We start from the raw sequence: 25158 nt of genomic DNA, 5'->3' as shown, positions 1-25158 counted from the left end.
TCACCCGGATTTCCCGGTTCCCTTTGGCTTTCGTGCAGGCATCCTTCAAAGGACAACCTGTGCACCCCGACTCCGGTAATGGCGCAAACGAACCTCATAGCCGCTTTCCGTTGATTGCTTGCTCTCATAACGAAAGTCCAGCGAGAGGAATAGATTCGCTGGGTGTAGGCGTACACGATGACTTTCGCAAGCATTTTCGGATGGCAGCTATCCCGACCGCCTCCCGGATAAGCAGCCGCAAAGATGTTGTCGTCCAACCGATTAACCGCATCATTGACAATGCGGACCAGATACCCCGCGGGAATATCTTCTTCTAAATCCATTGGCAGACAAAGTTGATCCATGTTATATTGAATGTACAAAAGAAGCCCTCCTTTGAATGGTTGCTCGCACTTCCATTTTACCAAGGTTTGGCTTCTTTTTGTTTTACAAAATTGAAAAAGGGGTATCCCCGTCACCTCAGTGACTTTTGGGACACCCCCATTTCTTTTTGTATCAGATTAGACGATGGTTTATTTTACTACTAAAACGGGAACCGGGGAATGCTGAACGACATTGTGGCTGACACTGCCCAGAAATAATTCCTTCAGCCCGCTGAGCCCTCTGCTTCCTATGACGATCAAATCGCAGCCGGATGTTTTGGCGTAATCGAGAATGGTCTCGGCGGGATAGCCCTTATGTAAAGCTTTGTTCCATTTGTTGGGGATCCCTGCTAAGACCTTTTCAGCTTGCTGCAAGGTTTTACTGCCCTGCTTCATGACCAGCTCAATGATATCCGGAGATGGAATATACTCATAGCCCGTATAAGGAGCGGAAGGAGAGACGACATGCAGCACTAGGATCTCGATCTGCTCATTAAGTTTAGCCAATTCAACGGCTTTAAGCAGTGCCTTCTCCGCTTGATCGGAACCGTCATAAGCGACAAGAATTTTGGAACATAACATAGCATCCACCGCCTTTTTGATTTATACATCGATCATAAATGAAATTCGGCTTTGATCATATGAGAAAAATCACAGATAAGCTATTTTTAGAAAGTCATTTGGTATAATTTCGTATAAATTCCAAAGGGGTTAACAAAAATAAGGGGGTGGCCGTTGTGAGGAGCATATGGATAACTTTCGGTTTGCTCGGTATTGAGTATCCAAAAGACAGGAAAACGGAAAGCCGCGGAGACCATCATTCTGAAAGACCAAACGCTATGGATACCCAACATGAATTTGAAGAATGCGAAGATATCGTAACCAGAACATTTCCTCTTTTAAACATCACTCTGATATACTTCGATCATCTTACTTTACCACATTTCTGGATAATCATCTGCAATTAATTATAAAAAATCCCAATGAAAGCGTTGACAAATAAAAACACTTGTAATAATATTTGATCATAAACCACTATATGGAATGTCTAATCTAATCTGTGGATTGATTGTTATTGCAGTATCGAAAACATTGTTATAGACCCTCATGGTTTGATAAAAAAGTGAACTATTAAGCAAGTGTATATGTCTTACGGAAGGGTCGGTCGGCGTTAACTACCGACCTATTTTCGTTTTACGTGCTCTTCCCTTAGAAGAATCGCTAAACACGGAAGAAGGACGTTTATCGTACAGATGGCTGAGGAGTTTGGTTCGTTACCTATCATTTTTTGGGCAACGAGGAAGGAGGACAGGATACGAAGAGATAGTACTAGAAATTTTTATTTTCCCATAGATTGATACAACGAAGGGAGACATTTCAATGGTGAAAAAACTGTTTCCTTCCGGGGACTTACTATCCTTAAGTACAGATGAGGTAAGGGACTTGTTTGGCGATCTAAAAAGTACCTTTATTGGGCTAGACGCACTGGGAATCTTACGCAAAGATCTGATCGCCGCTTTAGGCAGCGAGCGGGCGAAAGGTTTCTTACTGCGTTATGGTTGGCAGTGTGGCATTAATGATGTGAAATATTTGAGAGAAAAGTTCTTATGGACAACCGAAGACGACTTACTTCGGGCCGGATACAGAATAAACGAATTAAATGGCTATCTAAAATCCGGCTCCGTTGTAATGCGAGCCGACTGGGAGACAGGAAAATTTTACACCGAGGCCTATTGGAATTATTCATCTGAAGCGCAGAAGCATATAGAACATTTTGGTTATCATGATGAGACCGTTTGCGCTACAATGATCGGTTATGCAGGTGGTTACGGTACAGAATGTTTAGGCGCGAACATTCTTTTTAAAGAGTTCGAGTGCATTGGGAAGGGTGACCCTTATTGCCGGTGGGTTGGCAAAACGATTGATGATTGGGATGAAGAAATTGAGGATGTGCTGCCATTCTATGAAAGTGAAAATTTGGCTAATGAACTGGACAGAGCCTATCACAGGATTGAAAAACAAAAAGAAGCATTAAAGAAGGCTCTAAACATAAATGAAAAATTGTCAAAAGTCCTGATTCAAGGTGGAGGATTATCCAGCATAGTCAAAATTTTGGCCCAAAGTCTTGGTGCTGCCGCCGTCCTTGAGGATAAAAACTATAACCTGTTTGAATCATATGGAAACTACACACCTCATGAATTTGGTAGGTTTGTTGATCTTTCGCTCAAAAAAAACGAACAAAGAGTGAAGCGCTTGATAGAGGAAAAAGGAACGGTTCATGTCACGGTTCCTGGCGATTTTGGGTGGCAGCACGAGCGTCTCATATCTCCTGTGTTATTGAGGAATGAAGTGTGCGGATATATCTCGTTAATTAAACAACAGGGTGTGTTTGATGAGATGGAAACCATTTCACTGGAACGTGCTTCAACGATGTGTGCAATCCAATTTTTACAAGAACGTACGGCAATAGAGAGAGAGCAGCGAATAAAAGGCGAGTTTTTGAATGAACTCCTTAGTGATAAACCGGATATAGAGAATCTTTCTTATCGCATGAAATTACTTGGCTATAATCTCAATAAGCCCCATTATGTTTTTGTTTTTAATCTAGAGCATACGAATGAGATTAATATACATCAACGCGAACCTTATTTAATGGAATTAAGAAGAAGTATTGCGGATACGTTGGAGTCTCAATTGTTGTCTTATGGAAAGGGCTGTCTTGTTGCAAGCAGACTGGATAAAATTATTGCCTTAATCCCCCAGGAAGTTGTAGCACAAATGAAGTTTGAATTAAAAACCTTTGGAGAGTTTTTAGTCAATATTATATCTAACAATTATGCAGATAATAAGACCATTCTAGGCATTAGTTCCCTCTGCAAAGGCATTGATACGTTTCGCAAGGGATATGAGGAGGCAAACAAATCCATCATAATGGCCAAGCGGGGCAGAGTGACCTCAAATGTTATCTCTGTTGATGAGATGGGTTCTTTGGGGATTCTTCTTTGCACTAAGGATGAGAAAGAATTGGAAAGCTTTGCAACAGGATTATTGAAGGAACTCTTAGCGTATGATGAAGAAAACAACGCGGAGCTATTAAAAACATTATACTATTATATGGAAAATCAGGGGAATATACAGCAAACATCTGTTCAAATGACAATATCGATGGGCGCGATTAGATACCGTTTAAAACGAGTTCAGGAAATAAGCGAACTCGATATCACAAGTGCGAAAGGATTCATTGATTCCTATTTGGCGCTAAAAATACTCATGTTTCTCGGTAAATGGGGATTGTAACCGAGCGCATTTTGGATAAAAAAGGTATCATGCCACGAATGTGGTGTGATACCTTTTTTTGTGCGCGGCATTAGCGCTATCTCAAGGCATGTTGAACATGAATTAGGAATTGAACGACTTTAAATTCATACGTAAGCAATGAAAGCAGACCCGAAAAGGGCTTATTCAAGGAAAGTAACGGCAATCCTCCTGCTCAATTGATCGACCCCAAAAAAGGTTGTAATACGTACGGGTATTTGTGTAAAAGTACAAAACAATAGGCTGTAAAATATAAAAAATGGTTAACTAAGTAAGTCGAAAAAGGAGAATATTTTAACCAGTATTAGTATATAAAAGCGGTTCTGTTTATCTTAATATTATTTTTGTAAGCATTTTCAAATCGCTTTGCTGATCTCGAAACAAATAAAGGAGTGGTTTTTTGCAAGTAAAAGCCGATGAAGCAGTTGGACTTAAGGCATGCTATCACTTTCAAGGACGGATTAAAACAGATCTTTTGATTCATTTGGAGGAGATAAGATGAAAGCATTCCCGAAGGTCTTTGGACTAATAGGTAACTATGCCCCAATTATGGCTGAAATGGACGCGGAAGAGTTATGTGTGATCGAGGGCGAATTGCCTGAAGGTCTTAACGGTACGTTGTACCGAAACGGTTTCAATCTAATGTACCCTCCACTTGCTGAAGAACATAACTGGTTATTGGGGGAAGGCATGGTCCATGCGATTCGCGTTGAAAATGGAAAAGTATCTTATCGCAATCGGTATGTACAAACGGAGCAATACAAGGCGCAACGCAAGGCCGGCCGTCGTCTCTTGCTGACCACTGTGCATGAGCCTCCAGCTGAAGGCGGAGAAAATGTTCCGCGTAACTTTGGAAGTATCAATGCAATCTTTCATTCCGGAAGGCTCTTTGTCCCAGATGAATGGTCCCGTTAATGCTTATGGACGCTGATACACTTGAAACGATGGGACAGTACAATTTTGATGGTCAATACAAGGGCCCATTTACTGGATATCCTAAGATCGATCCTAAAACAGGGGAGATGCTAGCCTTCCGCTATTAAGCAGATGGTCCAGGTACTCCGATAGTATCTTTCAGTGTCATTAGTTCGGATGGAAGGTTAACCCGACATGAAAGATTTCAGGCGCCTTATGCTAGTGTCCTTCATGATTTTGTTACGACGGATGAACATATTATCTTTCCGGTCTTTCCGGCAACGATTAATTATGAGCGTGCTATGAAAGGGAAATCACTTGTGGTATGGGAGCCGAATTATGGGACTCGTATTGGCATCATGAGACGCGATGCCGGGGTAGAAACAATGCGCTGGTTTGAAGGCGATCCTTGCACTTGCGTGAATTTCGGACTTCGGCGGGAATCCAGAAAGATCGGCGCATGTGCTGCGCCAGCTTTTTACGAAACTAATTCATTTGAAAGAGGGTAATTTTCTATGGTAAATAAGACAGTGCCCGTGGTTGTTCACGCGTTGATCAACGGGGAGAAAGTGGCAGCCGATAAACAATATGCCCGTGAGAACCCCGCGAATTCCAGCGAGGTAGTGGGCTATGGGCCTCTGAATACGCGCGATGACGCCATTCGTGCGATCGATGCTGCAGTAAGAGCATTCTCTTCTTGGTCGGTGACACCTATTGACGAGCGCATAGAACGTATGCAGCGTGCGGCCGAAAAGGTGAAAGCTGAGGCCCCAGAATTAGCACAGTTGCTATCCCGTGAACACGGAAAGCCAGTTTACGATTCTCAAGGGGAGATTTTTTTTGCCACCTTGTGGATGGATTTTGCCACCAATATGGCGAAAGAAGTCCTGAAGGATAAAATACAGGAACATGACAACGGCAAGACCATCATCACGAAGGATCCTAAAGGAGTCGTCTCCGCTATTACCCCTTGGAATTATCCGATCGCGCTTTCCATCACCAAGATCGTTCCGGCTCTTCTCACCGGGAATACGATAGTGCTGAAACCAAGCCCTTTCGCTCCGCTTGCAGTTAGCCAATTAATGGAAATTATTGCTTCTGAATTCCCGGCAGGTACTCTTAATGTTGTGCATGGTGAATCGGATGTCGGTGTTGAACTTACAACGAACCCGAAGGTCGCCAAAATCGCCTTTACGGGCGGTACCAAAACTGCGAAGCACATCATGAGGGCCGCCGCCGAAACAATAAAGCATCTTACATTGGAGTTAGGCGGGAACGATGCCGCCATTATCCTCAGTGATTTTGACGTGAATGATGAGCAAGCGCTGCGCCGGATTGTAATTTCCAACTTTCTTACAACAGGACAAATTTGCATGAATTCAAAGCGCATCTATGTACACCGCCCCATCTACGACAAATTCGTAGAGAAGTACATTGAAGCCGCAAATAAATGGATTCGGGTAGGAGATCCATTTCATCCGGATGTGACGGTAGGCCCGCTGAACAACGCATTACAGGTGAAATTCGTAAAGGGATTAATTGAAGACGCGGAGAGTCGCGGGGCAACGGTGATCAAGCTGGGACGGGTGCTTCATCATGAACTTTTTGATAAGGGCTACTTTATGCAGCCTACGTTAATTTTGAATGCTGAGTACAATGGCTCCGTTGTTGTGGAAGAGCAGTTTGGACCGACGGTACCTATTTTGCCCTATGATAATGAAGAACAGGCTATAGCTCTGGCCAATGATAGTATCTATGGTCTGACTAGCTCTGTTTGGGGCGAGGAAGAGCACGCAATACGGGTGGCACGGAGCATTCAGGCAGGAACCACGATGATTAATACAGCATCACTCATGGGCCTGGATTTGAACTTGCCTTTTGGTGGTGTGAAGCAATCGGGTTTTGGACATGAATTCGGTCCTGAAGGGCTGCTTAATTATGTTGATACCCACGTTATAAATATTCCTAAGTCCCTCGATTTACCAAACATTCCGGAGTAAGAAAGGCGCCGGCGCTTTTGAGGGAAAGCGAATCAATAAAGGATAGAAATTGAAGTATAACGGATCACAATGGTACCCGCACCGGCGGGCGTCCGGGCAGATAAAATTCATCACCGGGGATATCGCCTCAATCGATGAAATTATCATATACTGAATATTTTTGGGAGGGGATTTTTGTGCAAATAAAAGCAGTGGTAACCCGCAATCAAGGCGAATTCAGCGTGGAACAAGTCACCCTGCAACATGAGCCGAAGGCAGAGGAGGTATTGGTTCGAATTACCGCTGTCGGAATGTGTCATACTGACTTAAGTGTCAAAGGCGGGATGATACCTTCTCCATTACCGATTGTATTAGGGCATGAGGGTGCGGGCGTTGTGCAACAGGTTGGGGCAGCAGTGCAAGGGATTGAACCGGGGGATCATGTGGTGTTGTCTTATAGCTCATGTGGTAAGTGTGATGCTTGTCTCCAAGGTAGACCCGCCGGATGTGTCCATATAAGCCTGTTGAATTTTGGCGGCATTATGCCGGACGGCACCAAGCGGATCGAACAAAATGGACAGGAAATTTCCACGTTTTTCGGGCAATCCTCCTTTTCGGAATATGCGGTTTCCCATTACCGAAACGTTATAAAAGTCCCGAAAGATATTCCGCTTGAAATCCTTGCTCCGCTAGGCTGCGGTATCTCAACCGGCAGCGGTGCAGTGCTTAACAAATTGCAACCGGAACCGGGTTCCAGTATTGCTGTATTCGGCTGTGGAGCTGTCGGATTGAGCGCCATCATGGCGGCCAAGGTCAAAGGCTGCACAACCATTATTGCAATCGACATTAATCACGGCCGTTTGGAATTAGCGAAAGAACTCGGAGCCACCCACACCATCAATGGCAAGGACGTGGACAATGTTGTACAAAAAATTACAGAGATCTCTACCGGAGGCGTAAAGTATGCGGTTGAAACGAGCGGTGTTCCGCAAGTTTTAAGACAGGCGGTCGAAAGCACCAAATCTCTTGGAACAACTGCGGTTGTTGGTGCACCGCCATTGGGAACAAAAGTGGAGTTTGATCATTTAGGTCTCGTTTCGGAAAAAACGATTACAGGGGTTCTCATGGGGAGCTCGGTACAGCAAATCTTTATTCCTCAATTGATTGAGTTGTATAAACAGGGCCTGTTCCCGTATGACAAACTCATTAAGATCTATGATCTTGAGGAAATCAATCAAGCTGCGGAAGACTCCGAGAGTGGCCATACGATCAAGCCGGTCTTGCGTGTGTCTGGTTAACAGGGCTTATAAACGATTGAAGGAACCCTTCCGTAATCTATCAAAGCTATCCATTTTTATCGATTGACTTGATAACGCTTTCTGAAAAAGGGAGGAACATCCTGAGACTTGAAATCCTTACTCACGAATTCGGCGTTATCTCGAAAAGTCCTGTTGCGGAATAGGTTTGTCCACGGACTCATCGATGGGAAAAAGGAGAGGAGGAATATCTCATGTTAGATTATTTAAGGTACTATTTTAACATCATAGTGGTGCTTGCTGGGGTTGCAGGGTATATGCTAGGTGGTCAATGGGTGTGGATCGGTTTCTTGGGAGTGCTCGTTTTCTTGTTAGTAGCTGATTATATAACCGAAGAAGATGAAGCGGAAAGAAAGATCAAGAATCCTTGGATAGCAGATTTTGCGTTATACCTGCACTTCCCGTTAATGATTCTGCTTTTTGGATCTTTTGCTTGGCGCATTCAACAAGGATTTAGCGAACCTACTGCGTTTATGACGGTGCTTGCTTACGCCGGATGCATATTTTCAGCTGCATTTTTGGGTAATGCCCCCAACTTGCCCATCGCTCACGAATTGTTTCACAGAAGACACTGGTTTCCAAGATATTTGGGCACTACATTAAACGTATACTTTGGAGACCCTGTAAAAGATATCCAGCATGTATATAATCATCACATTCATGTAGGAACATTGAAAGACCCCGATACTCCCCGTCGAGGGGAATCCGTCTACAAGTTTATATTTCGGGCAACATGGCATTCTTACAAGGAATCATACAAGATTGAAAAAGAGCGTCAAAGAAAAAAAGGTCGCTCGGTTTGGTCATGGCGCAGCCGTATCACCCAAATGTTTGTGCTATTCGCTCTGTTGATAGGCAGCTTCTATTATGTTTCTGGGTGGCTGGGTGCACTGCTTGTAACGATTCATTTGGTTGTAGCAAAGCTGCTTGCCGAAGTTTTCAACTATACACAACATTACGGACTTATCAGGGCGGAGGGCACACCGTTTCACCCCCGTCACACGTGGGAACAGCGCACATTTTTTTCCCGGGTATTCGGTGTGGAAATCACGACACATGCACACCATCATATTGATAGCTACGCCCCCTTTTATGAATTGAAACCAAGTACCATTGACAATAAGATGCCATCACTTGTTATTTGTTTCTTAATAGCGCTTGTTCCGCCGCTTTGGTTCCGGTTTGTCCAGCAAAAACTGAAAAAAATGGATTTGCTCTATGCCACACCGGAAGAAAAAATACTGGCAAGAGAAGCGAACAAAAGAGCTGGCTGGCCTGACTGGTTCGACGAAACAAGAGTCAGTTAGTATTCCAGGCGCTATGCTCTACTCAAAAACCGTATAGACAGATTCAATCCGGATCTGTCTTTTTTACTCATTATGAGGAAAGGACAATTACGATGGCGAATTTACTTGCTAGGATATTCAATCGAACAACGGAACCACGGTTTGTCGATGTACTGCCCACCGGTGACAAATTTTCGGTAGAACCAAACCAGACATTGCTGCAGGGGGCGTTGTCGGCAGGGATACCTTTACCGCATGACTGCAGGGTGGGGACTTGTGCTACTTGCAAATGCCGCTTAGTGGAAGGGAAAGTAAAATCGATCATGGATTTTTCCTACACGTTAAACACGGAAGAGATTGAACAGGGATATATCCTTGCCTGTCAAACCATTGTCAAAAGTAATCTGACGATTCTGATTGACCCTTCGTCAGAAGGTCCGCATCATACAGTAAAATCTGTTAACGGTGTTATTCGCAAGAGCGAAACGTTGACACATGACATTCTAAAAATCAGGATAGAACTGGACGAAAGCATTTCTTACGAAGCCGGCCAATATGCGGATCTGTCGGTCCCTGGCATTAAGGAACCCCGTTCCTACTCGTTTGCGGATGCGCCGAAAAAACAGGGACAGACAGAGATAAGTTTCTTTATTCGCCGAGTGCCGAATGGAGAAATGACCGGCTGGTTGAATGCAGCGGACCGGACAGGCGAAAAAGTGACTGTCACGGGCCCTTACGGGTCTTTCTATCTGCGGCCTTCCGTTCAACCAATAGTTTGCATGGCGGGGGGCAGCGGCTTAGCCCCAATAAAAGCAATATTGGAACAAGCCGCCAAACAAGGAGGGGACATTCCGGTATTACTTTTGTTTGGTGCACGCACGCAAGGGGACCTGTATTGTCTGGATATCATTGCTGAGATTGCTTCATCCTGGAACGCGCCTTTTCATTTCATTCCGGTATTGTCGGAAGAACCAATGGAAAGCGATTGGATAGGAGCCCGCGGTCTGGTCACCGAACACATCAAAGATCATCCGGGGATTCAGGTACCGTTCAGCAAAGCCTATCTGTGTGGGCCTCCAGGAATGATCGATGCAGCTATAAATAAGTTGAATGAATGTGGTGTCACCGCAGACCAAATCTTTTTTGACAAGTTTTTGGACCGCAGTCATGTGCAGAAGACAATAAAGGCGGATCGATTGCACAAATGATTAGGTCAGACGGCTCTCAGGATTAGCCGAAGGTCAGGCGGAGGAGCTCCAGTTGTCATGATAAGCCGATTCCCAGGCAAGATATAGCAAGGGAACCGGCTCTTTCCCATGCTTACAATTGTTTCATAAGCTCCTTCAGCTCAGCCATGCTGCGGGGAGGAAAACTTTCCGCACGCACGTGTTCGGGTAAACTGGACCAAACCTGCAGCAGCAAAGGCGGTTCCAGACCGAGCGACAGGATCAAGTCTTCCTGTTCAAACACCTCGAAAGGCGTGCCTTCCAGCAAACACTTCCCTTTGTCCATCACCAGGACCCAGTCCGCCCATGCATAGGCCAAATTCATATCGTGCGTGGCCATCACGACAGTGGTGCCTTGGGCATGAATGCGGTCCAATTCCTCCACCAGCCGCTGCTCGGATGAGCGGTCCAGGTAAGCGGTCGGTTCGTCCAGCAGCAGCAGCTCGGGCTCGAGGACCATCACGCCGGCCAGGGCGACACGCTTTTTTTGACCGAGGCTTAAGTGATGAATAGGTGTATTAGCCAAATGCTCCAGACCCATGGTACCAAGAATATGTTGGATGCGCCGGATCATCTCATGCTCAGGTACCCCGGCATTGCGAAGACCGTAGGAAATATCTTCATACGGCGTACTCAAAATCAACTGCTGTTCCGGGTCCTGGAACACCAGTCCGACTTGCTGCCGCAGCTTTTTGAGATCATCCGCACGATAGGACATGGGAGCGCCTTTCCAGTGCATCCTTCCGGAAGCCGGGCGGTGAATGCCGACCGCATGCAGGAACAAGGTCGATTTGCCCGACCCGTTATGGCCGCAAATGGCGGTTTTCTTGCCTTCGGGCAGGCTCATGGTCAAGCCCTGAAGCGCTTCGGCTTGAGTTCCCGGGTAGCTGTAGCGTACATCGTAAGCCTCCATAATGGATTTCACAGCATTTCCCCCCAGCGAAGCCACAGCTCGATTAGCAGTAATAAAATCACTCCGATACGGCTTTCCCATATATAACGAAAGGGCAGGGCAGCGGCTTGAACCGGCGCCAGTTGAATGCTGTCGGCAAAGCCTCTGGTTACCAAGCCCTGCGAAAGCCCTTGGTACCGATGCATCGACTTGCCGAACAACCGGACGATCAGGATTGCCGTATCGTTCAGCCTGCGGTAGAAGCCGGTCTGGCCGCCGCGGGCTCTCTGAGCCGTATACATCTGTTGTGCCGTATCCGAAAGTACGAAGAGAAAGCGGTACATGATCATCATCAATTCCAGCACCAGAGAAGGCACACGCCATTTTTTCATCACCTGAAACAGCTCGGACATAGGCGTCGTCAGCATGACAAAGGCCAGGCAGGATAAGCATGCGATGATCCGGGCCAGCAAGCTGCCCGCTTCGTAAATGCCCGCTTCTGTAACATAAGACGTCCACCGCGCAAACGTAAAGAGGATCATTCCATCGGGCGAAACCGGGCCGGCGGATGTAAACTCGATGACAATAGCCGGCAGACTGGCCGCATAAAACAGGCAGGAGGCTCCGATCAGCAGGCTGTACGCTTTGACGGGAATCCGGGCGTACAAGGTTATCCAGACGAACAGCCAGCCGACGATCATCATCTGGGTCACAGGATGGGACAAATAAGACAGCACCATCAGAACGGCTGCGAATCCGCTTTTCCACATCGGGGAAACGGAACGCAGCCTGTTGGTGTAAGAAAATGTATCGATCAGCTTGATCATGTGGTTTTGGATTTGGAGGCTCTACCCTTGAACCATCCGAAGGCAAAGCCGATAAAACCGGCGCCAATGGCGGCCTGCAGCGCAAACAGCATGCTTTCGGTCTCTGCCGGAGGCTCCATCAGCGGAGCAAACCAGGGTTCATAAGCAGGATGAATCTCGGTGATCATTTCTTCAGCGGCACCGTCTGCTCCGCCGAATTCGCCGTTGACGAACAGGAGCGGAAGAACAGCCAACAAGACGACGGCAATCAGGATGAGAAGGTTCGTTTTCTGATGGGACATGAGAGTTATGCTCCTTTCATTTTACGCTGTAAAATCGATAATTCTTCCGAACTGTTGGCTTTCAGCCAGTTCCAGATCAGTACCGTAAGAAGTCCTTCGCTGATGGCCAAAGGGATTTGAGTGATCGCAAAAATGCCCCCGAATTTTACGAATGAAGCCAAAATGCCGCCGCTCTCTGCCGGGAACGCCAATGCCAGTTGAATGGAAGTGACGACATACGTAGACAGGTTGGCCAGCGCCGCCGCCGTAAAGATCGACAGCGTTTGTTTTCCCGTCGATTTGATCATCCACCGGTAAGCGGCATAACCGATCATGGGGCCGGCAACAGCCATAGAGAAGGCGTTGGCTCCAAGAGTGGTCAACCCGCCATGGGCAAGCAGCAGAGCTTGAAACAGCAGGACGATGGAGCCCAGCACGCTCATGGGCAGCGGTCCGAACATGACAGCGCCGAGACCTGTTCCCGTCGGATGCGAGCTGCTTCCCGTCACGGAAGGAATTTTCAGCGCCGACAGAACAAGGATGAAAGCACCGGCTACTCCCAGCATAATTTTTAGCTCCGGTGTTTCTCTCGTAATTCTCATCAAGGACCGCAGCCCGAGAATGAAGAACGGAATAAACACGGCCCACCAGAAGATCGCCCATCCGTAGGGAAGAAAGCCTTCCATAATATGCATGGCATAGGCGGACTTAGGATCGCTGACAGTCAGGTACAGGGTAAATCCGGAGACCAACAACAGTGTGCTTATTGCTTTTTTAGAAATCATTGTACATTTCCTCCCTGGCAAATCGTTGTAAAACTCAAAAAAACCAATCCTGCAGGATTGGTTAGGGGTACGCATCAATAGACGACAAGATCAGCCTGGCGTGATCGTCGCTTTTATCGTTCGTACACCACTCCTTTCCTCGAAGGCCTTGGGGTGCATAAATCAGGTAGGTCTCCTGGCTCTCGGATCGTCGTGTTCTCCCGTCTTCCCCGATGGATGATCGAGTGACATGCTGGGAGAAACTCCCCGAATACAGTGGCGGGACCGCTCGGGATTTGCACCCGATTCCCTGTTACCCTTTGCTGTCGCAAAGGCACCTGATTCAGTATGTATGCAATTCGTTTGCGTCAATCCATGCTACTTGTCCGTTGGCGGTCGTCGCATTGCATTATGTAACATGAATTTATTGAACTATAACACGAATGAGGTGACTTTGTCTATCAAAATCCTCATCCGAATGCAAGATTCGGCCTGTGATTCATTCGGCGTCATCCAGAGCCGCTTTTTTCATAAGATCAACCCCAGTGATATGTATTGGTTATAGTTACCCTCTAAACGAAACGCTAAGGCTGAAAATTGCAAAAGAGCGGCGGCTTAAAGTTAAGAAATCGTTTAGCTTTTGTTTACCTTTTATTTATATTGCTTCTGTATACTTCATTATGGGTACTAGAAGAAAATAGTACTATCCAGCAAATGAAAACCCCTTAAAATAATGAAGTAAGTAAGATATGTTAGGGATGATCTGTTTATGGAAATAAAGGATCGCATATCATTTTTAAAGAAACACGAAAATGACTGCTACCGCATTTGTTATTATTTATTGCAAAGTGAAAAGATGGCCTGCGAGGCTGCCAAAAAAGCATTGTACAGCTTGAGCAGATGCGACTCATTCTTTGCCGAGAATACTCAAGCCGTACGTGAACTGGTGCGTAAAGAAGCGATGAAATCGGCCCTGCAGTTGAAGAAAGAGCAGTCCGATCTGCTGCGGTTATGATGAACAGTCATTTGTATCATTGGGGCTGTCCCATAAGTAGTTTTTAACTACGCAGGGACGGCCCTGTTTTCTTAACTTTTCGTTACCAAACTGAAAAGATCGAGTAGAGGGCTATACTTGCTCTCTTACTCGACCTTTTTGGTTCATTGTCGCCCAGAAGAGAAGAAGATCCGCAGGTGGGCGGCCGCCGTGTTTTTCAACGGCAGGCTGCCCTTTATACTGCACGGCTACTGTTCCAGGCAGGGCTTGTCCAATGGAAAATATTCCAGAAATTTTTTCGATGTGGTCGAAAGGTACCGTCCCTTCAACCAGATGATGGCGGAAGGCCTTGACATAATGGAAGGTTCTATGATCTCTTTGAATTGAAGCCCTGCATTCGGAATGAGGTTCATAGCGGATTGGGGGACGATGGTAATGCCTACATCATGATTGGCCCAGGTTAGCAGCGTCATGATGTCGTTGCTTTCACAGATGATTTTGGGTTCGAATCCGGCTTCCCGGCAGGCGTCTTCCACCAGATCCATGATGTACATCCGATGATGATACATCGAGGTGCCCTGCTGTCTTCGGAGCAGCATCAGCGGCTTGTTTTCCAGATCGGACAGCTTTACGTACGGTTGGTTATCCCCAATGTTCCAATGGCGGCTCATGGCTGCAACGAGAGGCTCCGCAGGCAGGTTGATCATATTGAACATTCCGTTATCGACGGGCAGTCTGACGATGCCGAGCTCAATAATCCGATTCTCGAGCAATTCCATCACCCGATTGGGATCCCCCTCCCATACCTGGAAGCGCACCTCCGGATACCGCTTTTGAAAATCATGAATTCGTTCCGGTAAAAGCTTGGCGCCCAGAGAAGCAATCGTGCCGATGGCTAACGTTCCCCGCACTCCCTCGCTCAATTCCTTGATTTCTTCCATGGTACCGTTTACAAGTTCGAGTATTATTTTTGCCCGGTCGTACAGTAATTTTCCAGCCTCGGTGGTCGTGAGCCTGCGCGTATTTCTCTCCAACAGCGTGACACCCATTTCGGTTTCCAGCAGTTTCAGCTGCTGGCTCAGCGGCGGTTGCGCGATGTGTAAGCGTCTTGCGGCTTGCGAGATCTTACCTTCCTCGACAATGGCAAGGAAGTATCGGAGTTGTCGAATATCCATAGCGGCACGCCCTTTTGCTTTAAGTCGTTGTTGATACGCGGTTTCCTGCATGTTTATATCTATTGCATATAAATCCTTAACGAAATGGATATTTTTCTTATAATTTTTTATTTGTTATCTTTAATTTATAAGTTTAAGGGAAGGAGGGCAAGCAAAAATTTCGGATGTACTCATTATTTTGAAAGCGGTTACTAAATATTCGTTTTTCAGGGGATGGGGTTGGTGGAATAAGCAAGCACAATGTAAACCAAGAAAAATGTAAGCCCTTTAATTTTTCGATGAGGTGAGAAAATGAGAACAAACCAATGGATTCTGCTTATATTGTTAAGCCTTGGTATGATTTTGTCAGGTTGCAGTTCGACTGCAGATTCTTCCCAGAACGGCAGCAAAGCCGAACCTTCCGAAAGCCCCTCCGCCAATGCTCAACCTTCGAATGCTCCGAAGCCTCTCGATAAACCGGTAAGCATCAAAATCGGATATCCGACGCAAGGCGCGTCCATGCTTCCCTTGTGGATCGCCAAGGACACTGGAATTTTTGAAAAATATGGGGTAAAAGCGGACCTGATTTATATCGCAGGAACTCCAAAGGTTCAGGAAACCTTGAACAGCGGAGCGATTCAAGTAGGATTAACCGGGGTCGATCCGGTAGGAAAAGCCAAGGCAGCCGGAGTGGATTCCGTGATCCTGTCTGCCGTTTCCGATCGGACCGTACTTTATATCTATGGCCAAAAGTCAGCCGAAAAAGCCAATATTGCCAAAGACCTGAAAGGCAAAACCATGATTACGGCGGCAGAGGGTTCGCTATATGACCACTTGGCGAAATTTTTTATCAAGGAAAACGGATTGACACCAAAAACGGACGTCAAGCTGCTGAATATGGGCGGCGAGGGTGACCGTACAGCGGCTTTCTTGAAAGGCGAAGGAGCGTTTTATGTAGCGGCGCCTCCGACGTCATTCAAAATGGATGAGATGGGCTATCCCCAATTGTACGACTTTAAAGATAAAGAAGTGCTCAATTCAGGTGTGGTGATGTTAAAGGACTATTATGACAAAAATCCTGAGCTGGCAAATGCGGTTGTAGCTTCGTTGATTGAAGCCAATGCTTACATTGTTAACCATAAAGAGGCCGCCATTAAATCGATTAGCAAATGGACCGGAATTGACGATCCGGCTTTAGCGCAGAAAACCTATGATGTCAATGTGGGCACGCTTCCCAAAAAGCCTTATGTATCGGATAAGTCCGTACAGTTCTTTTTAGACAACTCGGATAGCGAGGCTGTCAGAACGATGAAGCCGTCGGATATCGTCGATAACAGCCTGGTCAAAGCATTGGATGAGTCCGGCTGGATCGACAGCCTGTATAAGAAATAGCTGTTTTCCCGGAAAACAGGCAAGGAGGAGTGCACATGACCGTATTAGCCAAGCTGCATACGGATAATGTATCCATTACCTATCCGCTTAAGAATGGAGAAGAAATTACGGCCGTATCCGGCTTCAACATGACCGTGAATGAAGGCGAGTTTGTATGCATTGTCGGGCCCAGCGGCTGCGGGAAATCAACAATGCTTGGCGCCATTGCCGGCATACAGCATGTCAGTGACGGAAAGATCTATTTGAACGGTCAGCCCATCAAGGGAACCGGACGGGATCGCGGCGTCGTTTTTCAGCAGGCATCGCTGTTTCCATGGCGTACCTCTTTGGAAAATGTGGTTTACGGCCTCGAGTTAGCCGGTGTACCCAAAAACGAACGCATGGCCAAGGGAAGGGAACTGTTGAAGCTGGTAGGCCTGGAAGCGTTTGAACATCATTATCCGAACCAGCTGTCGGGAGGCATGCAGCAGAGGGTCAACGTAGCCAGAGCGCTTGCCATAGAACCCAGCCTGATGCTGTTAGATGAGCCTTTGGGCGCCTTGGACGCGCAAACCCGCGAATTTATGCAGCTGGAGCTGCTTCGGATTTGGAAAGAGACGAAACAAACGATCATCTTTGTGACGCATGATATTGGCGAAGCCGTGTATTTGTCGGACCGCGTCGTTGTGATGACCGCAAGACCGGGAACCGTTTGTGAGACGGTAGATATTCATCTTCCTCGCCCTCGTCCTTTAGAGATCAAAAGAAGTCCTGAATTTTTGGAATACGAAAAGCACATTTGGGGACTTATCGTATCGGAAAAGGAAAGGGAAAAGCAGAGGATGAAGATCATCACTTTGTAACCAAAGGAGGAAAACCGATTGAACAGCATAAAGATAAGGGAAAGCGCTTCCGAATCCTATGGCTCTATGAAACCGCCGGACAGGAATACACGATCCGAGGCTCAAGACAACCGCAAGGTCGGACCCGGGAAGCGCAAACGTTCAGACGGATTCCTGTTGAATCATATCGGGGCCATGACGGTCGTCGTTGTTCTTGCTGTTTGGGAAATGCTGTACCGTAGCGGTGTGATCAACCCGATTTTCCTAAGCTCGCCGATTCGAATCATAAAAGTCGGCTATCAATTGACGCAAAGCGGAGTTTTGCTCGATAATCTGCTTTTTACGCTGGGCAACTTCTTTGTCGGATTTGGGCTGGCGGCTGTTCTAGGCATATTCGTCGGACTGCTTATGGGATGGTACCGGCCTCTGGGTAAAGCGCTCGATCCCTTTTTGACGGCGATGCTGGGTACACCGCGTATTGTGCTGCTGCCCTTGATCACGCTTTGGGTGGGAGTAGGCTTTTCCAGCAAGGTTCTCGTTGTGTTTATCGCAGGGGTATTTCCGATCATTCTGAATACCATGACCGGCGTGCGGAATCTGGATCCGAACCTGACCCGGGTGGCCGGCTGCTTCGGCGCTTCCGCCATTCAGACCTTTATTACGGTTGCTCTTCCCGGCTCGCTGCCGCAAATTGTTTCCGGTCTCAGAGTCGGTATCGGTCAATCGCTTGTTGGAGTCATCGCCGCCGAAATGTTTGTCTCGACAGGCGGGATCGGTTATTTTGTAGCGCAGTCCTCGGCCAACTTTAATATCGATCGCGTATTTGTGGGAATTATCGTGATTGTTATGATGGGTATGGCCATCACCAGCTCGGTCAAGCTGCTGGAGACGCGTTTATTGAAGCATCGAATGGATTAATTCAACCAAAAACGAATAGAGGAGCGAATGTCATGCTGCAAGGAAAACCGAATTTTACAACTCCACCCCTTATTGAAAAATATCCTCCGCGCTGCCCGCCGTTTGTAGAGGTAAAAAGCGTGGATGATTTACTTCCTTATCTGGATGAGGTGGCTAAACGTCCATACAGTCAGGGACTTCATGCCGCATGGGATTTGCAGCCGGGCGAACGCGTGCTGCTGCGTGCGGATAACTGGCATGATCCTATGGTTATTGAAGCTTGCAAACGGATACTCGAAAAATATAACACCAAGTATGAAGTTGTAATGGCGGACAAAGGTCCGATTCCAACATGGAAGGGACATAACGAAGTGGAGTACTATTTGGCCCGGACGAAGGAGCTGGCCGAATGGATGGACGAATGGGAGCAGATCGAGAAGGAAGGCAAGTATGACAAGCTCCTCTGGGGTTATGGCGGTCCCGTCTTGTGCGACGCGAACATCAAAATCCAGCGGATGCCATTCATTACGCCTGAGCTCACCGCGACTCCGGCGCATACGATTGCCTATGAAATTATCGATGCCATCGACAAATGGACATGGGACAGGATACGAAACGCCAGGAGAATCCGTATTACGGATCCGGAAGGCACCGATTTGAGCTATACCAATCATGACGCCTATTATGACAGCAAACGCGAGTTTTTCAATCCCGATCTGGTCGACAGGTTCTGGTCGCAAAACAAGAATTTCGGGAAAACGTATCTCCCGGGGCATGTTCTGGGCAGACCATGGATGTATCTTCCGAAGGAAGATGCAAGCGGTGTCATTGCGGGCACGAGCAACCATATCGGTCCGGTTCCTTGGGTCCAATTGAAAGTGGAGGACGGCAGGATTACCGACATCCATGAAGGCGGGGAATTCGGAGACAAGCTTCGCAAGCTGCAGGATGAAACCGGTCATCTTCAGTACCCCGGTTTTCCGGACAAAGGACTTCTTCGTTGGTGGGAAGCGTCCATAGGTACGAACCCTCATATTCACCGTCCGAGAAGAGGATTTCTCCAGGGCTGGCTGAACTGTCTCTATGAACGCATGCGCAGCGGCGTTATTCATATGGGCTTTGGAACGATTATTTCAAGCTCGACGGAACGTGAAGCGGCCAAAATGGGGCTGCCTGTCGGACACTGGCATCTGCATCTCTACTTTGCGACAATGACGTGCGAAATGGTCGGAGGAGGAACCGAAACCATCATTCAGGACGGACGCCTGATGGCGCTGGATGATCCGGACATTCGCAACATTGCCGCTAAATACGGCGATCCGGACCTGCTGCTGACCGAATCCTGGATTCCGGCCGTACCGGGAATTAACGTGGCCGGCGATTACTGGAAGCATTACGCCAACGATCCGGAGGATTGGGTGCTTGCGGAGCTGAAAATCTGCGAGAACTATCATCATTTGTTCATGAGCATGGTTGGTGCAGATCCCAAGTATTGCAACAATCCGCTCTGGAAGCTGCCGCATTCCCATGATGCTTGCTCCTGCGGACATCATCACGGCTGAACGGAATAAATCGGACAGCTTGGGTTCAGGAGCTGTCCGATTCACGATTGACCACAATCCCATCAGGACAGGAAAGAGGGATGCCGTTATGAATATCATCATTCAAGTACTTGTATTTTCCATTCTCATTGCTCTGACAGCAGTAACCTACCTGACCGTGTTAAGTATCCGGCAAAAGCTGTCCTGCACGACCGGCATGATGGCTGCCATGCTCATTGGCTCGATGACAGGACTCATTACAGGTACCGTACTTGGAGCCGATCAGAGCTTTTCCATCAACTGTATGCTCGCCATGATCGTTGGGGTGGGCGGCGGGGTGATGCTGGGAATGCCATTCCATGCGATGGCCGTCCTGGACGGGCTCATGGCCGGAGTCATGAGCGGGATGATGGGGGCGATGCTTGGCTCTATGCTGTCTCCCGACTTCTTGCTTCCCATGAGCTTTTTCTTAACGCTGCTTTTTGTCATCGCTGTGCTCCTTCTCCATCGGATCATGAAGCAGGAAGCGGGAATTTTACAAGGAACTGAACCCAATAGGGAAAAGATGAAAACCGGATCCATTCTTACCGTTTGTGTTACCATCGTTTTGTTTTCTCTAGTGATCATGGGTTCGTCTTATAAGGATCAGCCCAAAGCCCCGGAGGAACCGCATGTGCACACCGGGCATCACAAGATGTCCGAATAAGTCATGCCAAGGACAGCTCACAAGCAGGCTTAGCCCTCTGTGAGCCAGTGCCGAAGCTGCTCACTGACGGTTAATCGGCCGCTTGCCGTCCGGACAGGTCCGAAGAACGGTATAAGCTCCCGGGCGGTTAAAGGTTCCGGGCGATCGATCCAACCGGCCAGATGGGCCAAGGCTCCCAGCAGGCGTTCGGGCGGAACCTGCGCACTTCGCAGTGCAGCAAGCGTAAGCGCACTGTCGCGCTTGGACAGACGCCGGCCGCTTGCATCGACCAGCAGGGGAACATGGGCAAAATCCGGTGCCCGGAGTCCCAGCGCTTCGTAGAGTGCCAGCTGTCTTGGCGTCGAGTCAAGCAGATCGGCCCCGCGCAGCACGTCGGTGATGCCCATGGCGGCATCGTCGACCGTCACGGCGAGCTGGTAGCTGAACATGCCGTCGGCGCGCTTGACGACAAAGTCGCTGAGCGCTTCGCCCGCGCAGGTTTGCGGCCCGGCTACCGCATCGTAGAACCGCAGCTCGTGCGGCGGCATGATGAACCGCAGGGCAGGCGTTTTCTTCGCGGCTCTTGCCTGCCGCTCCGCGGGCGAAAGCGAACGGCATAAACCGGGATAGGCGGCGCCTTCGGATGCCAGCCCATGAGGCGCGCTGCCGATCGCCGCCAGCTCGCTGCGGCTGCAATAGCACGGGTACAGCCGTCCGGCTTGCTGCAGCCGCTCAAGCGCCTCCTCGTAAAGGGATTCACGCCGGCTTTGCTCATAAGGCGCGCAGGGACCGCCGACGCGCGGGCCTTCATCCCAATCGATGCCCAGCCAAAGCAGGTCGTCCTGAAGCTGCTCGGCGTAGGCGGGACGGGAGCGGGCTTTATCGATGTCTTCGATGCGCAGCACAAATTCTCCTCCGGCTTGGCGCATTTGCAGCCATGCGGCGAGGGCGGTGAAGGCATTGCCGATATGAAGCAGTCCGGATGGAGTTGGTGCGAAACGTCCGCGGCGGGTCATACTCTCACGCTCCTTGAAGAATACAAAAAAGAGCAGACATGTCGTTCTGCTCGGTGTTCTTTAGGCTATGTAAGATGATATGGGATGTAAATTCATGGCGGAGCCGACGGGATTCGAACCCGCGATCTCCTGCGTGACAGGCAGGCATGTTAGGCCTCTACACCACGGCTCCACACATTAGCAATGTTGTGTCTCGGACACAAACAGTATAATAACATGAATCGATGCGGTCTGACAAGCTCTTTGTTGATCGAATCGATTTTACCGTGTTCAACCGTATGAAAAAGGCTGCGGATTCATGTGGAACTTTTTCCCTCCTTCCTTCGTTAAAACTTATATGGCAGGAATAGGTAAACGTATATTTATAAATGAGGGAGGGAGCAAGCAAGATGGAGATGAACCGCAAACGCTTATGGAAGCTGAGGCTCATTGAATTGTGCTGTATCCTCATCATGCTTGTCATTTTATTTGCTTTTGCCGCTGTGCTCTTGTGGCATTACCATTCTAAACCATCCTCGACTGTTGCATAAATACTATTTGTAATGTATTATTTTACGAGCAACAATTTTATATTGTGGGAATAGGTGCTCTGGTCCGTTTCAAACGGTTCCGGAGCTTAAAAGGGAAGTTCGGTGAAATGCCGACGCGGTCCCGCCACTGTAACAGAGGAGTCAACGCGAATATGCCACTGATCTTCGGATTGGGAAGGCGCGTTTTGACCATGATTCTGGAGCCAGGAGACCTGCCTGTTCTGACAGCACTGTTTTTACCTACGGGAGATAGGGAGGTGTTAAAAATGGTAGCCACCGTTTTTACAAACGAGGGGCATCTTTACCCTTTTTAACCCAAGGGAAAGATGCCTTTTTTGCATGGAATTTAAAAGCAATATGAAAATGGAGGGTGACCGAATGGATTCGTTGAAAAGCAGTAACTTGGGGTATCCAAGAATTGGAGTGAACAGAGAATGGAAAAAGTTGCTGGAAGCCTTGTGGGCAAACAAGATTCAGGAGTCTGAATTTGAAAAGAAGATAGAAGAACTGCGGTTGAATCATCTCAAACTCCAGCAGGAAAAAGGAATCGACCTTATTCCGGTCAATGATTTTTCTTTGTACGACCATATGCTGGATACGGCGGCAATGTTCGGAATTGTATCCAAACGGTTTAACTACCCTGGCGGCGTTGTTTCCCTTTCCACCTATTATGCTATGGCCAGAGGCAGCAAAGGGGCTCCTGCTTGCGAAATGACCAAGTGGTTCAATACGAATTATCACTACATTGTACCGGAATTGAATGATATTACCCCGGTACTTACCATCAACAAGCCGCTTCAAGCCTATCGGGAAGCAAAGCAAAAGCTGGGCATTGACGGGAAGCCGGTACTGATCGGGTTGTATACGTTTTTAAAACTATCCAAAGGGTATAAGTCCGGGCAATGGGACGAGCTGATTGCATTGTTCCTCCCATTGTATGCTCAAATCCTGAGGGAACTGGAGCAAGAGGGCGTAAGGTGGGTGCAAATCGATGAACCTGTTTTAGTCAGCTCATTGTCTGATGAAGATATGGATCGGATAACTCATATTTATAAGCAACTGCATGAAGCGGCGCCGGGGCTGAATATTATGCTTCAAACCTATTTTGATGCCGTAGAGCACTATGAAGCGACGGTTTCGCTGCCGGTGCAAGGAATCGGACTGGATCTGGTACACGGTTACGACCGGAACATGCAGCATATGGCCAAGCATGGATTTCCAAAGGATAAGGTGCTCGGAGCAGGTCTGATCGACGGGCGCAACATTTGGGCTGCCGATTTGCAGTCCAAGCTGACCTTGCTGAATACGTTGTCCCAGTACGTTCCTTATGAAAGAATGATCATTCAGCCTTCCTGCAGCCTGCTTCATGTTCCTGTCACTACCGGGCAGGAAACCAAGCTTGGTTCTGAAATTCGGCAAGTCTTGGCTTTCGCCAATGAAAAGCTTGATGAGATTGTTTTGCTGACCAAGGCCGTGGCAGATAAAGATTCCGAACCGATCGCACGCGAACTTGAAAAAAATCAACAAGCGCTTCGCGAAATCAATGCATCCTCCTCCAGAAAAAAGGAACACATTCAGGAAATGGTAGAGCGGATCGATCAACAGCCATCGGCAAGAGCGGGTACTTTTGCAGAACGGCGAATTCTTCAGCAAAACAAATGGAATCTTCCGATCCTGCCAACCACAACGATTGGAAGCTTCCCGCAAACCTCTGAGGTTAGACAAGCCCGCAAAAAATGGAGAACCGGCGAGTGGACCGAAGAGCAGTACAAGACATTTATTCAAGAGCAGATTCGGCTGTGGATTAACCTTCAGGAAGAAATCGGACTGGATGTGCTTGTCCATGGAGAGTTTGAAAGAACGGATATGGTAGAATTTTTCGGAGAGAAGCTGGGCGGATTTTTCTTTACGCAAAACGGTTGGGTTCAATCCTACGGTTCACGGTGCGTCAAGCCGCCTGTCATTTACGGCGATGTGGAATTCATCAAGCCGATGACCGTCGAAGAAACGGTGTACGCCCAATCGTTGACGAACAAGCCGGTGAAAGGAATGCTTACCGGCCCCATCACGATATTAAACTGGTCGTTTGTGAGAGATGATATTCCTCGCGAGAAGGTGGCTTATCAAATTGCGCTGGCTCTGCGTCAGGAAGTTGAGGCATTGGAGAAAGCCGGGATTGAAATGATCCAAGTCGATGAACCTGCTTTGCGGGAAGGTTTGCCGATCAAAAGACAGGACTGGCAGCATTACCTGGATTGGGCTGTGCTCTCTTTCCGCTTGGCCACAGCGACCGTCAAAAACACAACACAAATCCACACACATATGTGCTATTGCGAGTTTCACGACATCATCGACTCGATTCGCGAATTGGATGCCGATGTCATTTCCATCGAAACCTCGCGGAGTCACGGAGAATTGCTGCACAGCTTTGAAGAGCACACGTACGATCATGGCATCGGTCTGGGCGTATATGATATTCATAGTCCAAGAGTCCCTGATGTGAAAGAAATGGTTCATATGATCGACCGATCCCTGTCGGTTTTAGATCCTGAATTGTTCTGGATCAATCCGGATTGCGGACTAAAAACGAGGGGCATGGATGAAACGATTGCATCGCTCAAAAATATGGTGGAGGCCGCGAAGTCGTTTAGAGAAAAAAGCCCTGTCCTCAGCTCATCATTGTAAAAAAGAAAAAAAGCTGTAAGGGTTCATCTTTATCAAGACCGGCTTATTCGGATTTATACACAAGGCATCTTTATGTCGCAGATAAACGGCATATAGATGCCTTGTTTGATTGAGGGTGATGAACACGCAAATTAATAAGCACCCCGCATTAGGACTTAGGACGGGGTGCTGCCGCAATACCTGCTAATTAGTCGCGATGACGATGATCTTTACAAACCACGATAGCTTTTTCACCTGGTTTTAATTTAGGGCTTGCTGAATAATCAAAAAATCCTTATGTCACAAGGGTTTAGAGGCACTT

At 47.8% G+C, this 25158-nt stretch carries 21 protein-coding genes, 1 tRNA gene, 1 pseudogene and 2 riboswitches; of the genes and pseudogenes, 14 read left to right on the top strand and 9 right to left on the bottom strand.

Annotated features, from left to right (window positions below):
• The coding region (locus NR121_RS23610) for a transposase (RefSeq protein WP_375162537.1) at positions 1-362 on the bottom strand (362 nt) is incomplete at its 3' end.
• A gap of 150 nt (positions 363-512) precedes the next feature.
• Complete coding sequence (locus NR121_RS23605; protein WP_054819794.1) at positions 513-944, bottom strand: universal stress protein; 432 nt, start codon at positions 942-944, stop codon at positions 513-515.
• A gap of 798 nt (positions 945-1742) precedes the next feature.
• Between NR121_RS23605 and NR121_RS23600 the strand changes: the two genes are divergently transcribed.
• From NR121_RS23600 to NR121_RS23575, 7 genes and pseudogenes are all read left to right on the top strand, one after another.
• Positions 1743-3659, top strand: a complete 1917-nt coding sequence (locus NR121_RS23600) for a XylR N-terminal domain-containing protein (RefSeq protein ID WP_062406571.1) — start codon at positions 1743-1745, stop codon at positions 3657-3659.
• A gap of 516 nt (positions 3660-4175) precedes the next feature.
• A complete protein-coding gene (locus NR121_RS23595; RefSeq protein ID WP_054819791.1) occupies positions 4176-4592 on the top strand; it encodes a carotenoid oxygenase family protein in 417 nt (138 codons plus the stop codon).
• Positions 4580-5101 (top strand): annotated as a pseudogene (locus tag NR121_RS25440) (carotenoid oxygenase family protein). Before NR121_RS23595 ends, NR121_RS25440 begins: the two are co-directional and overlap by 13 nt.
• A gap of 6 nt (positions 5102-5107) precedes the next feature.
• Positions 5108-6592 carry an aldehyde dehydrogenase family protein gene (locus NR121_RS23590; protein ID WP_256832024.1) on the top strand — a complete coding sequence of 495 codons (1485 nt, stop codon included), beginning with the start codon at positions 5108-5110 and terminating at the stop codon, positions 6590-6592.
• Positions 6593-6768: 176 nt separating this feature from the next.
• A complete protein-coding gene (locus NR121_RS23585; protein WP_054819790.1) occupies positions 6769-7869 on the top strand; it encodes an NAD(P)-dependent alcohol dehydrogenase in 1101 nt (366 codons plus the stop codon).
• A 212-nt stretch (positions 7870-8081) separates the two neighbouring features.
• Positions 8082-9194 (top strand): alkane 1-monooxygenase, encoded by a 1113-nt coding sequence (locus NR121_RS23580; RefSeq protein WP_062406576.1) that lies wholly within the window; start codon positions 8082-8084, stop codon positions 9192-9194.
• A gap of 92 nt (positions 9195-9286) precedes the next feature.
• Positions 9287-10381: a 2Fe-2S iron-sulfur cluster-binding protein gene (locus NR121_RS23575; RefSeq protein WP_062406579.1), complete on the top strand. Its 1095-nt coding sequence runs from the start codon at positions 9287-9289 to the stop codon at positions 10379-10381.
• Between the two features lie 112 nt (positions 10382-10493).
• Here NR121_RS23575 and NR121_RS23570 read toward each other — a convergent pair whose 3' ends face one another.
• Genes NR121_RS23570 through NR121_RS23555 form a run of 4 tightly spaced genes read right to left on the bottom strand, consistent with a single transcriptional unit; the run spans position 10494 to position 13163 of the window.
• Positions 10494-11324, bottom strand: a complete 831-nt coding sequence (locus NR121_RS23570) for an energy-coupling factor ABC transporter ATP-binding protein (protein ID WP_145862482.1) — start codon at positions 11322-11324, stop codon at positions 10494-10496.
• Positions 11321-12118 (bottom strand): cobalt ECF transporter T component CbiQ, encoded by a 798-nt coding sequence (gene cbiQ / locus NR121_RS23565; protein ID WP_256832023.1) that lies wholly within the window; start codon positions 12116-12118, stop codon positions 11321-11323. The genes NR121_RS23570 and cbiQ overlap by 4 nt, the downstream gene beginning before the upstream one ends.
• A complete protein-coding gene (locus tag NR121_RS23560; protein WP_062406595.1) occupies positions 12115-12399 on the bottom strand; it encodes an energy-coupling factor ABC transporter substrate-binding protein in 285 nt (94 codons plus the stop codon). Before NR121_RS23560 ends, cbiQ begins: the two co-directional genes overlap by 4 nt.
• A gap of 5 nt (positions 12400-12404) precedes the next feature.
• Positions 12405-13163, bottom strand: coding sequence for an energy-coupling factor ABC transporter permease (locus NR121_RS23555; protein WP_062406596.1), 759 nt, complete (start codon positions 13161-13163; stop codon positions 12405-12407).
• 148 nt (positions 13164-13311) lie between these two features.
• Positions 13312-13499: riboswitch (cobalamin riboswitch) on the bottom strand.
• Between the two features lie 412 nt (positions 13500-13911).
• Here NR121_RS23555 and NR121_RS23550 point away from each other — a divergent pair.
• Positions 13912-14157 (top strand): hypothetical protein, encoded by a 246-nt coding sequence (locus tag NR121_RS23550; protein WP_062406598.1) that lies wholly within the window; start codon positions 13912-13914, stop codon positions 14155-14157.
• A 227-nt stretch (positions 14158-14384) separates the two neighbouring features.
• On the opposite strand, the gene NR121_RS23545 is transcribed toward NR121_RS23550, so the two are convergent.
• Positions 14385-15311, bottom strand: a complete 927-nt coding sequence (locus NR121_RS23545; RefSeq protein WP_054819785.1) for a LysR family transcriptional regulator — start codon at positions 15309-15311, stop codon at positions 14385-14387.
• Positions 15312-15602: 291 nt separating this feature from the next.
• Here NR121_RS23545 and NR121_RS23540 point away from each other — a divergent pair, with 291 nt between their 5' ends.
• The 5 genes from NR121_RS23540 to NR121_RS23520 all read left to right on the top strand — a co-directional run bounded on the left by NR121_RS23540 (position 15603) and on the right by NR121_RS23520 (position 20647).
• On the top strand, positions 15603-16682 hold the full coding sequence (locus NR121_RS23540; protein ID WP_137670686.1) for an ABC transporter substrate-binding protein: 1080 nt from the start codon (positions 15603-15605) through the stop codon (positions 16680-16682).
• A 35-nt stretch (positions 16683-16717) separates the two neighbouring features.
• Positions 16718-17524 carry an ABC transporter ATP-binding protein gene (locus NR121_RS23535; RefSeq protein WP_137670687.1) on the top strand — a complete coding sequence of 269 codons (807 nt, stop codon included), beginning with the start codon at positions 16718-16720 and terminating at the stop codon, positions 17522-17524.
• A gap of 18 nt (positions 17525-17542) precedes the next feature.
• On the top strand, positions 17543-18421 hold the full coding sequence (locus NR121_RS23530; protein ID WP_054819782.1) for an ABC transporter permease: 879 nt from the start codon (positions 17543-17545) through the stop codon (positions 18419-18421).
• A gap of 32 nt (positions 18422-18453) precedes the next feature.
• The gene (locus NR121_RS23525) at positions 18454-19962 is read left to right on the top strand and encodes a hypothetical protein (RefSeq protein WP_054819781.1); all 1509 of its coding nucleotides are present in this window, start codon (positions 18454-18456) and stop codon (positions 19960-19962) included.
• An 88-nt stretch (positions 19963-20050) separates the two neighbouring features.
• Complete coding sequence (locus tag NR121_RS23520) at positions 20051-20647, top strand: hypothetical protein (protein WP_074730108.1); 597 nt, start codon at positions 20051-20053, stop codon at positions 20645-20647.
• Between the two features lie 29 nt (positions 20648-20676).
• On the opposite strand, the gene gluQRS is transcribed toward NR121_RS23520, so the two are convergent.
• Together gluQRS and NR121_RS23510 are read right to left on the bottom strand one after the other, a co-directional pair.
• Complete coding sequence (gene gluQRS / locus NR121_RS23515; RefSeq protein WP_256832022.1) at positions 20677-21642, bottom strand: tRNA glutamyl-Q(34) synthetase GluQRS; 966 nt, start codon at positions 21640-21642, stop codon at positions 20677-20679.
• 95 nt (positions 21643-21737) lie between these two features.
• Positions 21738-21814, bottom strand: a tRNA-Asp gene (locus tag NR121_RS23510).
• Between the two features lie 393 nt (positions 21815-22207).
• Positions 22208-22406: riboswitch (cobalamin riboswitch) on the top strand.
• Positions 22407-22550: 144 nt separating this feature from the next.
• Here NR121_RS23510 and metE point away from each other — a divergent pair.
• Positions 22551-24857 (top strand): 5-methyltetrahydropteroyltriglutamate--homocysteine S-methyltransferase, encoded by a 2307-nt coding sequence (metE, locus tag NR121_RS23505; protein ID WP_256832020.1) that lies wholly within the window; start codon positions 22551-22553, stop codon positions 24855-24857.
• The last annotated feature ends 301 nt before the right edge of the window (positions 24858-25158 follow it).

Origin of the sequence: Paenibacillus sp. Pae15, from assembly GCF_024519685.1 — a bacterium.
In the GTDB taxonomy this organism is placed as follows: domain Bacteria; phylum Bacillota; class Bacilli; order Paenibacillales; family NBRC-103111; genus Paenibacillus_G; species Paenibacillus_G naphthalenovorans.
This window is presented reverse-complemented; position numbering and strand designations above follow the sequence as displayed.

What these genes read in the sequence shown, in the direction of transcription:
- NR121_RS23605 (WP_054819794.1), bottom strand. Translation starts at nt 944, where the DNA reads ATGTTATGTTCCAAAATTCTTGTCGCTTATGACGGTTCCGATCAAGCG.
- NR121_RS23600 (WP_062406571.1), top strand. Translation starts at nt 1,743, where the DNA reads ATGGTGAAAAAACTGTTTCCTTCCGGGGACTTACTATCCTTAAGTACA.
- NR121_RS23595 (WP_054819791.1), top strand. Translation starts at nt 4,176, where the DNA reads ATGAAAGCATTCCCGAAGGTCTTTGGACTAATAGGTAACTATGCCCCA.
- NR121_RS23590 (WP_256832024.1), top strand. Translation starts at nt 5,108, where the DNA reads ATGGTAAATAAGACAGTGCCCGTGGTTGTTCACGCGTTGATCAACGGG.
- NR121_RS23580 (WP_062406576.1), top strand. Translation starts at nt 8,082, where the DNA reads ATGTTAGATTATTTAAGGTACTATTTTAACATCATAGTGGTGCTTGCT.
- NR121_RS23575 (WP_062406579.1), top strand. Translation starts at nt 9,287, where the DNA reads ATGGCGAATTTACTTGCTAGGATATTCAATCGAACAACGGAACCACGG.
- cbiQ (WP_256832023.1), bottom strand. Translation starts at nt 12,118, where the DNA reads ATGATCAAGCTGATCGATACATTTTCTTACACCAACAGGCTGCGTTCC.
- NR121_RS23560 (WP_062406595.1), bottom strand. Translation starts at nt 12,399, where the DNA reads ATGTCCCATCAGAAAACGAACCTTCTCATCCTGATTGCCGTCGTCTTG.
- NR121_RS23555 (WP_062406596.1), bottom strand. Translation starts at nt 13,163, where the DNA reads ATGATTTCTAAAAAAGCAATAAGCACACTGTTGTTGGTCTCCGGATTT.
- NR121_RS23550 (WP_062406598.1), top strand. Translation starts at nt 13,912, where the DNA reads ATGGAAATAAAGGATCGCATATCATTTTTAAAGAAACACGAAAATGAC.
- NR121_RS23545 (WP_054819785.1), bottom strand. Translation starts at nt 15,311, where the DNA reads ATGGATATTCGACAACTCCGATACTTCCTTGCCATTGTCGAGGAAGGT.
- NR121_RS23540 (WP_137670686.1), top strand. Translation starts at nt 15,603, where the DNA reads ATGAGAACAAACCAATGGATTCTGCTTATATTGTTAAGCCTTGGTATG.
- NR121_RS23535 (WP_137670687.1), top strand. Translation starts at nt 16,718, where the DNA reads ATGACCGTATTAGCCAAGCTGCATACGGATAATGTATCCATTACCTAT.
- NR121_RS23525 (WP_054819781.1), top strand. Translation starts at nt 18,454, where the DNA reads ATGCTGCAAGGAAAACCGAATTTTACAACTCCACCCCTTATTGAAAAA.
- NR121_RS23520 (WP_074730108.1), top strand. Translation starts at nt 20,051, where the DNA reads ATGAATATCATCATTCAAGTACTTGTATTTTCCATTCTCATTGCTCTG.
- gluQRS (WP_256832022.1), bottom strand. Translation starts at nt 21,642, where the DNA reads ATGACCCGCCGCGGACGTTTCGCACCAACTCCATCCGGACTGCTTCAT.
- metE (WP_256832020.1), top strand. Translation starts at nt 22,551, where the DNA reads ATGGATTCGTTGAAAAGCAGTAACTTGGGGTATCCAAGAATTGGAGTG.